At 38.4% G+C, this 13,376-nt stretch carries 14 protein-coding genes; 8 read left to right on the top strand and 6 right to left on the bottom strand.

What is annotated here, in order from left to right:
* Positions 1-8: 8 nt before the first annotated feature.
* From J7E63_RS20305 to J7E63_RS20295, 3 genes are all read left to right on the top strand, one after another.
* Positions 9-824 (top strand): Cof-type HAD-IIB family hydrolase, encoded by an 816-nt coding sequence (locus J7E63_RS20305; RefSeq protein WP_251033640.1) that lies wholly within the window; start codon positions 9-11, stop codon positions 822-824.
* A 112-nt stretch (positions 825-936) separates the two neighbouring features.
* Entirely contained in the window at positions 937-1,089 is a 153-nt protein-coding gene (locus J7E63_RS20300) for a hypothetical protein (RefSeq protein WP_168242474.1), read from the top strand.
* 1 nt (position 1,090) lies between these two features.
* Entirely contained in the window at positions 1,091-1,276 is a 186-nt protein-coding gene (locus J7E63_RS20295; RefSeq protein WP_088086046.1) for a DUF3813 domain-containing protein, read from the top strand.
* 51 nt (positions 1,277-1,327) lie between these two features.
* On the opposite strand, the gene J7E63_RS20290 is transcribed toward J7E63_RS20295, so the two are convergent.
* Complete coding sequence (locus tag J7E63_RS20290; protein WP_215015583.1) at positions 1,328-2,170, bottom strand: YitT family protein; 843 nt, start codon at positions 2,168-2,170, stop codon at positions 1,328-1,330.
* A gap of 124 nt (positions 2,171-2,294) precedes the next feature.
* Here J7E63_RS20290 and J7E63_RS20285 point away from each other — a divergent pair, with 124 nt between their 5' ends.
* Positions 2,295-3,155, top strand: a complete 861-nt coding sequence (locus tag J7E63_RS20285; RefSeq protein ID WP_215015581.1) for a DegV family protein — start codon at positions 2,295-2,297, stop codon at positions 3,153-3,155.
* Between the two features lie 45 nt (positions 3,156-3,200).
* Here J7E63_RS20285 and J7E63_RS20280 read toward each other — a convergent pair whose 3' ends face one another.
* Together J7E63_RS20280 and J7E63_RS20275 are read right to left on the bottom strand one after the other, a co-directional pair.
* The gene (locus J7E63_RS20280) at positions 3,201-3,332 is read right to left on the bottom strand and encodes a DUF3941 domain-containing protein (RefSeq protein WP_024028473.1); all 132 of its coding nucleotides are present in this window, start codon (positions 3,330-3,332) and stop codon (positions 3,201-3,203) included.
* Between the two features lie 67 nt (positions 3,333-3,399).
* Positions 3,400-4,263 (bottom strand): CvfB family protein, encoded by an 864-nt coding sequence (locus J7E63_RS20275; protein WP_215015579.1) that lies wholly within the window; start codon positions 4,261-4,263, stop codon positions 3,400-3,402.
* 134 nt (positions 4,264-4,397) lie between these two features.
* Between J7E63_RS20275 and J7E63_RS20270 the strand changes: the two genes are divergently transcribed.
* Together J7E63_RS20270 and J7E63_RS20265 are read left to right on the top strand one after the other, a co-directional pair.
* A complete protein-coding gene (locus J7E63_RS20270) occupies positions 4,398-4,895 on the top strand; it encodes a YajQ family cyclic di-GMP-binding protein (protein WP_088086042.1) in 498 nt (165 codons plus the stop codon).
* Between the two features lie 113 nt (positions 4,896-5,008).
* Positions 5,009-5,881 carry an SDR family oxidoreductase gene (locus J7E63_RS20265; protein WP_215015577.1) on the top strand — a complete coding sequence of 291 codons (873 nt, stop codon included), beginning with the start codon at positions 5,009-5,011 and terminating at the stop codon, positions 5,879-5,881.
* Between the two features lie 27 nt (positions 5,882-5,908).
* On the opposite strand, the gene J7E63_RS20260 is transcribed toward J7E63_RS20265, so the two are convergent.
* Together J7E63_RS20260 and asnB are read right to left on the bottom strand one after the other, a co-directional pair.
* Positions 5,909-7,420 carry an alpha-amylase family glycosyl hydrolase gene (locus J7E63_RS20260; protein ID WP_215015575.1) on the bottom strand — a complete coding sequence of 504 codons (1,512 nt, stop codon included), beginning with the start codon at positions 7,418-7,420 and terminating at the stop codon, positions 5,909-5,911.
* Between the two features lie 114 nt (positions 7,421-7,534).
* Positions 7,535-9,382 (bottom strand): asparagine synthase (glutamine-hydrolyzing), encoded by a 1,848-nt coding sequence (asnB, locus tag J7E63_RS20255; RefSeq protein ID WP_215015573.1) that lies wholly within the window; start codon positions 9,380-9,382, stop codon positions 7,535-7,537.
* A gap of 222 nt (positions 9,383-9,604) precedes the next feature.
* On the opposite strand from asnB, the gene J7E63_RS20250 reads away from it, so the two are divergent.
* Entirely contained in the window at positions 9,605-10,168 is a 564-nt protein-coding gene (locus J7E63_RS20250; protein ID WP_214713207.1) for a DUF2777 domain-containing protein, read from the top strand.
* A 44-nt stretch (positions 10,169-10,212) separates the two neighbouring features.
* Here the strand turns inward: J7E63_RS20250 and J7E63_RS20245 are convergent, their stop codons facing one another.
* A complete protein-coding gene (locus tag J7E63_RS20245; protein ID WP_215015572.1) occupies positions 10,213-11,241 on the bottom strand; it encodes a ThiF family adenylyltransferase in 1,029 nt (342 codons plus the stop codon).
* A gap of 243 nt (positions 11,242-11,484) precedes the next feature.
* On the opposite strand from J7E63_RS20245, the gene J7E63_RS20240 reads away from it, so the two are divergent.
* Positions 11,485-13,317 (top strand): aldehyde ferredoxin oxidoreductase family protein, encoded by a 1,833-nt coding sequence (locus tag J7E63_RS20240; protein ID WP_215015570.1) that lies wholly within the window; start codon positions 11,485-11,487, stop codon positions 13,315-13,317.
* The last annotated feature ends 59 nt before the right edge of the window (positions 13,318-13,376 follow it).

Genomic DNA, 13,376 nt, shown 5'->3' with positions numbered 1-13,376 from the left:
GAGTTATTATGACAGATAGACACCTAATTGCATTAGATTTAGATGGGACATTATTAAAAGATGATAAAACGATATCATTAAAAACACACGGAATTATTAAAAAAGCAAGAGAACAAGGTCATATCGTTATGATTGCAACAGGAAGGCCTTATCGTTCCAGTGAGATGTACTATCGGGAATTGGATTTGGACACTCCGATTGTCAATTTCAATGGAGCATTTATGCATCACCCTCGAAAACCTGACTGGGGATATTATCATGAACCTCTTGATATAAAGGTTGCCAAAGAAATTGTGGAAGCGTGCAGAAGTTTCCACTTCCATAATATAATTGCCGAAGTGATCGATGATGTTTACTTCCATTACCACGATGAAAAGCTGTTAGATATTTTCAACTTTGGCAATCCAAAAATCACTACGGGAGATCTGGCAAATTATTTAAATGATTCACCCACGAGTTTGTTAATTCATACGGAGGAGGATCAACTAAAGATAATTCGCGAACACTTATCGGCTGTCCATGCAGAAGTTATCGATCATCGCAGTTGGGCCGCTCCATGGCATGTGATTGAAATTATAAAGGTTGGCTTAAGTAAGGCTGTGGGGATAAAAAAGGCTTCTGATTATTATGGTATTCCCGCTGAGAGAATTATTGCGTTTGGCGATGAAGACAACGACCTTGAAATGCTTGAATATGCTGGGCATGGGATTGCCATGGGAAATGCAATCGACAAAGCGAAAAATATTGCTAATGACGTCACTTTAAGTAACGAAGAAGATGGTGTTGCTCAATATTTGGCGGATTTGTTAAATATAAAATATTAACACCCATTTCGCCATTGTTTACCTAAATGAACCTTCCCATTTTGGTACATACTATTTTTTGAGGCAGCGTTGCTGTTTCAATATGAGCTATGAGCATATTGGAGGGATTCGAATGGGTAAACGAAACAAATCAAAACGCTTTGTCCAGCAAGGAGTGGATACGGTCAGTAAGCATGCTGAACGTATTCCTTATCACATGACTTACGCTGAAGCGGAAGCTCAGAAGATGTCCAATGTGCAAGAATCCTCGCTTGGAGGAATATAACATGGGAAACCAATTGTTCCAAGAAGCACGAAGATTTGTTGAGATGGCGAAGTCTGCCGACCCAGCTGATCTTGATTCTGCTGTCGCGAAAGCTAAAAATGCATTAAGTTCTGCTTATGCAAATTCGACTGTAGCAGAGCAAGCACAGCTCCAACAAATGCAACAAGAGCTTGAACAGATGACTTAAAAAGAAAAGCGGAGGCACCTAACCAGGCGCTTCCGCTTTTCCATATAACTTCTATTCCTTTCGAAAAAAACCATAGATATTTGTAGTTTGAATGATATTTGTAAAGGCGTTTGGGTCCACTTCCTTAAGAATTCTTTCCAAATCAAAAAGCTCGTAGCGAGTAATAACCACCATCAACATTTCTCTCGCTTCGTTTGAAAATGCCCCTTTAGCAGGAAGCATCGTGATTCCTCGTACAAGTCTCTCCTGAATAGCTTTTTTCATTTCATCTGCCTTTTTGGTGATAATCATCGCGGTTAACTTGGCATGTCTTGTATGGATAGTGTCAATTACCCTCGTCGACGTGTATAGAGTAACTAGGGTGTAAAGGGCTTTCTCCCAGCCATACAAAAATCCAGCTGTTATAATAATCACCCCATTTATAACCAACATATAGGGTCCGATCGGCTTGTCTTTCATTCTCGATAAAACCATTGCAATGATATCGACTCCGCCTGTTGAAGCCCCCCATTTTAACGTAATCCCGACGCCAACAGCTTGGATGACACCACCAAAAACAGCATTTAGAAGGATATCATTCGAAACTTGTTTAATAGGAATTAGTATTAAAAACAACGAGGACAGAGCAACACTTATAAAGCTATAGACGGTAAAGGATTTCCCTACCTTTTTCCAGCCTAAAATGGCCACAGGAATATTCAGCAATAATAATAAGAACCCTAGTGAAACATGGATAGGAGTATAGTCACTTAACACCTTTGAAAGTAGTTGTGCTATTCCAGTAAATCCACTTGAATAAACATTTGCGGGTATTAAAAATAAATTCATCGCTAGTGCAACTAACAATGAACCCGCTGCCACCACTGCCAGTTTTTGCGCCTGGAGCCATATCATTTCAATTTCCCCCTTTTTATATGATTGTCAGTCCATTAATACTGTTGTGGTGATTGCTAATTGTATTTTTATGGTGAAACCGATAAACTGAAACTATAAATTAGCCTGAAAGCAGGTGAGCTTCATGCAGGTAAAAATACTAGCTGATAGCGCATGCGATTTACCAAAAAGTTTTTATGAAGAGAATCATGTTACTTTATTTCCTTTAAAAGTCGAGATTAATGGCAAAGAATATGAAGATGTAAAAACAATTGATCCAAACACCGTCTATGAGGCAATCCGTAATGGCGTTGTTCCAAAAACATCACAAGTCTCCCCACTTCTGTTTGAGGAAGTATTTACCGAAATGGCAGAAAAAGATGAAAATGGGATATACATAGCTTTTTCTTCAGAATTATCTGGTACATATTCAACCGCTGTTATGATTCTTGACCAAGTGAAGGAAAAATATCCAAATTTTAAATTAACAATTGTCGATACAAAATGTGCATCGCTTGGATCTGGACTTGTAGTTAAAGAAGCAGCATCACTCGCCATGAAAAGTGTCGGTAAAGAAACAATCTTAGAAGATATTGTTTTTAGAAGCCAACACATGGAACATCTTTTTACTGTTGAAGATTTAGATTATTTAGCAAAGGGTGGCCGAGTATCAAAAGCATCTGCCTTCCTCGGCGGATTATTGAACATTAAGCCCATCTTAAATGTAGAAGCCGGAAAACTTGTTCCAATTGAAAAAATACGTGGGAAGAAAAAAGTAATGCGACGCATCATCGAAATCATGAAGGAACGCGGGGCAAATATGGAAGACCAAGTGATAGGGATTAGCCACGCCGATTGTGTGGATACTGCATTAGAAATGAAAGCGATGATTGAAGAAGGATTCCATCCGAAAGAGGTATTCATTTCTTCCATTGGTTCTGCCGTTGGGTCACATACAGGTGCAGGAACAATCGCCATTTTCTTCTTAAATCAAATGCCTTCTTAATAATAAAGAAATGAGTGAGGCGCACCTCACTCATTTTTCATTACTCTATTTATGGTCTGTCTGCTTGGAGTATTGATTTTTTCCAGCTTGACGATTTTTTTCGCGCATCATATTCTTTTCATGGCGAAGGGCATTGTTGTCTTTTGCTTTTTTATCGTTGTCTGATGTGTGTGGCATAACCTTACCCCTTTCAAATAGATTCACTTTAGTTTCTGTCAATTTGAAAAGAGTATGTAAAAACACACTAATCTTTCTTTACATATGTCCAGTTGCCCTCTTGGTATACTCTGCCCTCTTTCATAAGCTTTCCAAGGGCCCGCTTGAAGGAACCTTTGCTCAAATCGAAGCGATCTTTAATATCTTCAGGCATGCTTTTATCGTTATAGGGCATGGCTCCATTTCTGCTCATTAGATATTCATATATCCGTTCCGCATCTAGATCCTGCGATTCCTCTTTCCTTGCTAGTAAAGAAACGTTAATGGTTCCGTCTTCCTTAACGTCAATAATTCGTCCCTCAACTTTTTCACCCAAACGGGGTTCTTCTGGTCTTTGTGATTCATGAATGAACCCTTTGAACCCTTCTATTGTAAAGATCCAGCTGCCTACTTTAGCTGTACGATAAATATGTCCCTGCACATTTTTATTAAAATTTTCTCTTGTTGCTTTTACGGAAATGGATTCAATTACTTGGTCACTGGCAAGCTTCGCGTAAAGAAGGTAATTGCTGCTAAGCTTCAAAGTAATATAGATTAAATCACCTGGCTTCGGCCATACGGACTTATGCACAGGTAAATCATCGATTCCTAACAAAATATCCTTTGGAAGTCCTATATTGATAAAGACGCCAATTCTTGGATTTATGTCCGTTACTTTAACCCAAGCATATCGTCCAATCGCAACCTCAGGAATTGTGGTTGACGCAGAGATTCGACCTTCTGAATCAACATAAAGAAACACTTCAACCTGATCCTCTTCTTCTAATTCTTGATTGGCTTGATTTATATGCAGCAAAACATCTTCATTACCGTCCGTTAAAAAATAGCCAAAGGATGCTTTACGGGCGACTGTTAATGTGGTTGTTTGACCAATAAGTTCATTTAAAGACATATATAACTCCTTCTTTCTTTTTCGGAGAATTTTCCTAAGCGGTTGTTACAACTGCTATATTTTACTATAATGTACCCATAAAGGGAAACTTTAGCAGGCCGGGTTTCACATATTTATAAAATGGAGGTTTTGTTATGTCAAAAGATAGCTCATTTGATATTGTATCTCAAGTAGACTTATCTGAAGTTTCAAATGCGATTGCCCAAACCATGAAGGAAATTGGCACTCGCTATGATTTTAAAGGCAGTAAAAGTGAAGTATCACTTGATAAAGAAAAAGAAGAGCTTGTTCTTATTTCAGATGATGAATATAAAATGGACCAGCTTAAAGATGTTTTATTTAGCAAATTGATGAAACGAAGCGTTCCCGTTAGAAATCTTGACTATGGGAAAGTCGAAAAAGCATCAGGCGGAACTGTTCGCCAAAGAGCCAAGCTTGTTCAAGGTATTGATAAAGAAAATGCCAAAAAAATCAATACAATTATTAAAAATAGTGGCGTTAAGGTAAAAAGTCAGGTACAGGACGACCAAGTTCGTGTTAGCGGTAAAAACCGCGATGATTTACAAAAAATAATCTCCCTCGTCCGCGAGGCTGACCTAACTGTAGATGTCCAGTTTATAAATTATCGTTAAGAACAAAAGGCGGAAGGATTTAAAATCCTTTCGCTTTTTATTATCTTTATTTTTCATAATTTAACCCATTTAACTAAAACTAATTGTGAGTAAACACTTGGAGGTTTTAGTTAATGAGCAACAATCAAAATAAACAAAAGAATATCTTTCCACCACAGCATCAGAACCATCAACCTGGCATAGAAAGTGAAATGAATCCTCGGCCTATTTCAGTTGATCCTAATTATAAGCCTGGAGGAAAATTAGCAGGGAAGACAGCGATTATTACCGGTGGCGACAGTGGTATAGGAAAATCAGTTGCTATTTATTTTGCCAAAGAAGGGGCAGATATTGCTATTGTCTATTTAGAAGAGCATCAAGATGCAGAAGAAACTAAACAAATGATTGAAGCCGAGGGTCGAAGCTGTCTTCTTTATTCGGGTGACATTGGCAATGAAGATTTTTGTAAGGAGACTGTCAATAAGATTCATTCTGAGTTTGGCCGATTAGATATACTCATCAACAATGCAGCGGAACAGCATCCGCAAAAAAGCTTATTGTCTATTACTTCGGATCAATTGGAAAAAACGTTCCGAACGAATATTTTCTCCTTTTTTTATATGACTAAAATGGTTCTGCCTTTTTTAAAACAAGGGGCATCCATCATTAATACTGCCTCAATTACGGCTTACAAGGGGAATGAACAATTATTGGACTATTCAGCTACAAAAGGTGCGGTTGTTTCCTTTACCCGCTCTTTAGCGATGTCTCTTGCACCTCAAGGGATTCGTGTTAATGGTGTGGCTCCAGGTCCCATTTGGACACCACTCATTCCATCGACTTTTCCTGCAGACCAGGTTGCAACTTTCGGATCAACTACCCCAATGGGAAGAGCAGGACAACCATTTGAATTGGCCGCAAGCTATGTATTCCTGGCTTCAGATGACTCCTCCTATGTAAGCGGGCAAATGATTCATGTAAATGGCGGAGAAATTATCAATAGTTAAAAAAATGTCGGGGATTTCCCCGACATTTTATCTTCTTCGTTTCCTTATTTTATAAAGAAATAAGAAACACAACAGGTATACAACGGCTAAGCTAGCAATTAATGAGAATTTGATGCCACTTTTCTCAGCTAAAACATATACCTCTGAATTATCCCGATCAAGGATGATCATGTATTTATTATCTTCACTTTTAACTTTATCTCCTGCCAACAGGCCCCGCAGCTCTTTTCCACCTTCAATTTGACTATTTGTTAACGTAACACTTTGGGATTTACTCGAATTATTGATTGCAATTATTGACGTTTCACCCTTATAAACTCGTTTATAAACTGCCATTCCCTTTTGATCATAGAGCATTTCCATTGTCCCTCTTGTTAGCGATGGAAGCTGATTTCTTAATTCACTCACCTTGGTAATATAATCAATCAGGTCCTTTTCCGCTCGAAAGCTCATTTGCCCGCGGTTATCCGGGATTTCTCCCCCATTTAAAGCAATTTCACTTCCATAATAAAAGAAGGGGATTCCAGGGGTCGTGTAAAGATAAACCAATGCTGTTTTCCAGCGTGAGCCAGGGAATTGTTTCTTTGCCACAATGTCACTCGTAAATCTTGACGTATATTCGTTATCCATAAAATTTGCCCTTAATAAGGAGTTCAGACCATTATCAGCATCCGAATAAAGTGTGCTGAAAGATTGATCCGTACCTGCAAACGTTTTTCTTAACTTTTCGCTATACGAGTAATCAACTACACTATCTATTCCGGCACTTTCATACTCTTTCAGATTAGTTGAAGTATTTTTTGACATGACTCCCAACAGAAAGAAATCCTTGTTTTCTTTCTTAACTTCAGTTGAAAAATCTGTCCAAAAGCTTACTGGAACATAATTTACTTCTGGTAGACTAAGCCCATCAATATCTGTTTTATTAATCCACCATTTTGCTGCATCAATTAAGTATTTTTTTACTTCAGGGTTGTCCTGATTAAGGTCAGGCAAGCCCTCCGACCAGCCCATTTCAAGCTCCTTCTGATTTTCATTTCCAGCTAGGGTATCCTTTTTTTCATGAAACCAGTCCTGCTTATTAGTATCACTTAACCATCGATGGTCCGCGGCTACATTATTCGTCACAAAATCCATGATAACCTTCATCTTTCGCTTATGCGCTTCTTTTACAAGCGTTTGGAAAGTCTTAATTGTGCCAAAATGCTCGTCTACTTTGTAAAAATCATTCACCCAAAAACCATGGTAGCCATTCTTCGCATTGTCAACTATCGGAGTTAGTCGAATCGAAGTAAATCCCATATCATGGATGTAATCCAATTTATCAATAATACCTTGGATATCACCGCCGTTATATGCTAATGGGTCTTTGGCATTAACATCGATGTCATTTTTTCTATCCCCGTCATTAAAACGATCTACCATGATAGAATAAACGGATTCATCCTGCCACAAACGTTCTTCCTTTTCAACAGCAGCATTTGCAGGAAATGATGAATTTAGTAATAATAGCATTAAAATAAAAGTAATTTTTTTCATAAAGTTATATCCTCCTCTAAAAAAAAGAAGAGGATATCCTCTTCCCTACACCATTTTAATCTAATCAAGTCCTTATTCCAAATTTTAATTCTTCGTTTTATCGGAAATTCATTTTTAATTTACTATGTTAATATTGTAATCCTTAAACCATGTGTGGAGCTGCACAAGATATGCCAATAACTGTGGTCCTGTCATCAACTGCCCAAACCAAGGCTCTTGAAATGAATTTCCACCAGACTTGACGATACTCTCAAGCTGTTCTTTATTAAAAAATTCATGCAATGCTGAGGATTTATCTTGTAATATATTTTCCACCAGTTTTTGAACGGCAATGGTATAGGCAGGATTATGTGTTTTTGGATAAGGGCTTTTTTTCCGGTACAATACTTCCTCTGGTAATATACCTTCAAAGGCTTTTCTAAGAATCCCTTTTTCCCTGCCTCGATACATTTTCATCTCCCATGGGATATTCCATACATATTCGACAAGACGGTGATCAGCAAAGGGAACTCTGACTTCTAGGCTTGCGCCCATGCTCATTCGGTCTTTTCGATCAAGTAATGTCGTCATAAAATTTATCATATTAATATAAAACAATTCTCTGCGCTTGGAATCTTCCCCGCTTTCACCCTCTAGCCTCGGGGTTTCGGCGACCGATTGATAATACTTTTCCATGACATAGTCATTTAATTTTAATTTTTCCTGCCAATGCGATTTCAACAAATTTTGTCTTTCTGATACAGATCTCATCCACGGAAATCCTGGACGTTCTAAGTCTTGTTTTCGATGGAACCAAGGATACCCCCCGAAAATTTCATCCGCACATTCCCCTGAAAGGCTGACAACAAAATCCTGTTTGATTTCCTTACAAAACCACAGTAACGATGAATCCACATCAGCCATCCCTGGAAGATCTCTGACATGTGTAGCTTCCACCAAATCATTGACCAATTGCTTTTGAGTAATAATTTTGTTATGGTGCTTTGTATTAAATTTATCCGTTATCATTTGAATAAATTTCCCATCAGCATCCGGCTGGAATTCATTTGAAGAAAAGAATTTGTCATTACCTTCATAATCGATTGAATAAGTGTGTAACTGTCCCTTATTTTGGTCCTTGAATCCTTTTGCGGCAATGGCAGTGATGATGCTAGAATCTAGTCCGCCAGATAAAAAGGTACTTAGTGGAACATCGGAAACAAGCTGCCTTGTTACCGCATCGGTGACTAAATAACGGACCTTTTCTGCTGTTTCTTCCACATTATCCTTGTGTTCACCACTTTTCACATTCCAATATCTCCAAATTTTTAAACCATTTTTTGAAAATGTTAATGCATGGGCTGGTCTTAGTTCTTTAATCCCTTTAAAAACACCAGAACCCGGTGACCTGGAAGGGCCGATTCCAAAGATCTCAGCAAGCCCCTCTTGATCAATCTCTGTTTTCACTTCTGGATGGGCTAAAATAGCCTTGGTTTCAGAAGCAAATATAAGCCCCTTCTTGTGTTCTCTGAAAAATAATGGTTTAACCCCTAAGCGGTCACGACCAATGAAGAGCTGTTCCTTCTTACGATCCCAGATGGCAAATGCATAAATCCCATTTAAGTAATTTACACACTCTTCCGCCCATTCTATATAGGCAGATAATAGAACTTCTGTATCAGAATGACCTTTAAATGAATATCCTTTAGTATGGAGAACTTTGCGGATATCTTCTGTATTATATAATTCCCCATTGTAGCAAATGGTGTAATCGAAGCCGTCTTTTTGTTTGGACATTGGCTGCCTTCCCCCTTCAGGGTCGACAACAATAAGTCTCTTATGGCCAAAAGCGACATGTGTCTCAGACCAGATGTTGGTCTCATCAGGTCCTCTTTTTGCCAGTGTATTTGTCATTTTGGTAAGTGTACCCGCTTCGTTCTTAAGTGATTTATCAAAATTAATCCAGCCTGTAATACCACACATTTCCTATCACACTCCTCATTAACAGAACTACTGTACATGAATTCATGTTTTTATAGTATTCAGCCCATGGGAAATGGTTAATTGTCCGAATAGAAAAGCGGAGGTCGATGGAGTAAGCCAACAATTCATATGATTTAAAAGATAATACTTTATCTTTCAGTTATAAAATTTCATGAAGATGTCTAAAAAGAATATGATAGCATCTGGGCACGGAGGTTAATAATGAATCGACAACAACGAATGAGACTTTACGATTTTCAGGAAAGAGCATATACAGAAGGAACTGTTGAACAAATTAATGAACAATGGATTTTTTTTGATGAGGAAACAGAAGAAGCTGAAATGTTAGATGATTACCTTCAGCAAGAAATAGAAGTCTTCCGAATGAATCGTTGGAAGAAAGGTAAATTGTATGAAACAGGAAAAGTCCGAATTGGAAACGAAGCAACGATGCTTCGTAACCATGATTTAGTAAGAATTCGGAAACATTTAATTTATTCACTGGAGCGGCTTTTAGATGGGATTAATGATGATGCTTTTTTTCAATTTGTGACCACTTTAAACTCCTTAAACTTTTCTATTTACGATTGCATCTATTGTTACAACCATTTATCCTTCTTATCGGACGAAAATCGAAAGGATGGAGTTAATTTTTTGGTTTTCGATAATCAGGAGCAAATTTGTAATGTCCAGCACCACTTTTGTTACTATGAAAAAGTTAATGATCGATTTGAATTTACATTAAATACCGGAAAACGATTAGTGATCGAAAAAATGATATCATAAGAAAAAGGCATGGGCAGCTCCCACGCCTTTTTTTGGGTACCAATTTAGTTTCCGATATATTTTGAATAAAGCAATTTTGCTTGGACCACATCATTTGTCCCATGTATCAATACACGTGCATCTTTAAATACGACAATAGAAATATCTTCATCAGGAGTAAAACGGATTAAGTAGTCATTTCCTGATACTTTGCCACTTTTCTTGAGATTCGCAGCCAACTTTATTACATCTAAGTCGCGTTTATTTCTTGGATTGATTTGGACTGTATTACGCCCACAAAGTGTCGTATAGGCCACCTGGAGTTCCGAGGATCGATCTAAAAAATCAAATTGATGATTCACACATGTCGGACAATTAGGATTTCTCCCCTCTGAAATATCCATTTGCATGGTGGTATAATCCCATATATCAATTTGTTCTAGATTAGGTGTAGTCTTTTCATCAATTAATATTTTCATTGTTTCCATGGCTTGAAAGGAACCGATAATATCCGTCAATGGTGACAATACGCCAACTGTATCGCAGGTTTCCCCCGTCCCAGTTGGGACATGTGGAAAGAGACAGCGGTAGCAGGGGGTAATTCCGGGTTTTATCGTGGCAAACATGCCTCTCGAACTAACAGCAGCACCATGAACCCAAGGAATTCCGTACTTTACGGCCACATCATTGATTAAAAAACGTGTCATAAAATTATCAGTTCCATCAACGATACAATTAAAATCTGTTAATAATTCTTCCGCATTATCTAGATTTAAATCAGCGATTACTGCATCGACTGTACCAGTAGAATTAATTTGATTTAATCTTTTTTTTGCAGCAATTACCTTTGGGAGCTGTAATTTTGCATCCTCTTCATCAAAAAGTGTCTGCCGCTGCAAATTTGATAGTTCAACCAAATCCCTATCAATTAACCTTATATAGCCAACCCCAGAACGAACCAGATGGTTCGCGATTACCGTGCCAAGTGCACCAACTCCGACAATTGCCACTTTGCTATTTTGCAATTTTATTTGTCCTGACTGCCCAATCTGTTGAAAAAGAATCTGTCTTGAATAGCGTTCTAAATCACTCATGATCCACCTCTTTCCTAAGTTAAAATGTAACCATGCTCCGCAAAAGGAAAAGTTATATTACTATTATCTTACCAAATAATGCTCGATTGTCTTTTATAAATAATTTAATATTAAAAATAATGAAAAAGAGATATAATAAATATTGGGTTTTAGTATAATTTGGGAGGAATCTCTTATAACAATATCTAATATTATAAGAGATTAGTATATATTTTTTTACTATGGGAAAGAGGGGGAAAAACTTTGAATCTAGGCGGTTTTAAAAACAAAGAAGTATTAGTCGACTTAACAAATGGTGTGGTTGATTACAGAGGAATCAACGAAGATGATGCAGTTAAGTACATAGGTGGTCGTGGCCTAGGGGTTAAGTATGTTTTAGATAACGGCCCTGAAGTCGAGCCATTATCTGCAGAAAACATCATTTGTATTATGACAGGCCCTGTCACAGGCTCACGTTCTTCGATGAGCGGTCGGCTTTGTGTTGTTACTAAATCTCCGCTGACTGGTACGGTAACGGATTCACACATCGGCGGGTGGACTGCAGCGCGGCTCAAATGGTCAGGTGTGGATAATATTATTTTTTCAGGAAAAAGTGACAAGCCTGTATACCTATTTATTGAAGATGGTAAAGCAGAGCTTCGTGACGCTTCAAACCTTTGGGGAACGAGCACACGAGCATTTATTCAAGCAATGAAAGACGAACACGGTGAAGAGGACCTAAGTGTAATGACGATTGGTCAAGCAGGTGAAAATACCGTCCGTTTTGCTGCATTTATTAATGAGCATGACCGTGCTGCAGGCCGTGGTGGTACAGCAGCTGTTGCGGGCTATAAAAAATTAAAAGCAATTGTTATCAAAGCTGCTCAAAAAGGCAATTTGCCACAACCAAAATTAGATACCGATTACAAAGATGCCAATAAAAAAGCTGTAAAGGCGATCCTTGATGGCGGCTTAACGGCACCTAATAAAGGCGGATTATCCGTATATGGAACAAATGTATTAACCAACTTGATCAATGAAGTGGGAGCGCTTCCAACAAAGAACTCCCAATTAACACACTGGGATGAAGCAGAGAAACACAGTGGTGAATATTACAACACTAATTTACGTGTTGCTAACAAGACCTGCCATGCCTGCCCAGTTGGATGTAAAATTGAAGTAGAAGTAAAAGATGGGAAGTATAAAACACGAGTAGAGAGCATTGAATTCGAATCCGCTTGGTCACTTGGCTCCAACTGTCTATTAAGTGATGCAGAAGCAATTTCATTTATGATCGACCGCTGTAATGAATATGGGCTTGATACAATTGAACTTGGACATTGTTTCTCCGTTACAATGGAAGCTTTTGAAAAAGGGATTATTACCGAGGAACTAATCTGGGGCGACGCTGATTCTATGATTGAATTAACAAAAAAAATCGCCTTCCGTGAAGGATTTGGCGGCGTACTTGCTGAAGGGCCTGCACGTGCAACTGCACTTTGGGGTGCACCTGAATTATCAATGTCTGTTAAAGGCCAATCCATCCCTGCCTATGATCCTCGCGGCATTCAAGGTATTGGACTTGGTTATGCTACAAGTAACCGCGGTGCATGTCACCTTCGTGGGTACACTGTAGCCAGTGAAATTGCTGGTATTCCTGAACCAACTGACCGCTTAAAGCCAGAAGGAAAAGGCGAATTACTAAAAGTATTCCAAGATATGCTAGCATTCTCAGATTCTATGAATATTTGTAAGTTCTCATCCTTCTCAGAAAACGCAGAGCATTATGCGGAGCAATACAGTGCAATGACTGGAGTTCAACTAACAGCTGAGGATGTTATGAAGGCTGGGGAAAGAATCTATAATCTTGAACGTTATTACAACAATCTTGCAGGCTTTAATAAACGTGAAGATGACTTCCTTCCAAAACGTTTTACAGAAGAACCGGCGTCTGGAAACAGTGCGGGCCATGTAAGCCGGATGGATATCATGCTAGAAGAATATTATCAAGTCCGCGGCTGGAAAGACGGCCTCGTAACAGATGAAAAGCTTCGTGAATTAGGAATTATCGATCCTGAAGTAAAACAACCTGTCTAAGACATTACTTAAGAAAGCTTCTGCACAAATGCAGAAGCTTTTTTTTAATACGTAAGTTT

This window comes from Bacillus sp. ISL-75, assembly GCF_018613095.1.
This window is presented reverse-complemented; position numbering and strand designations above follow the sequence as displayed.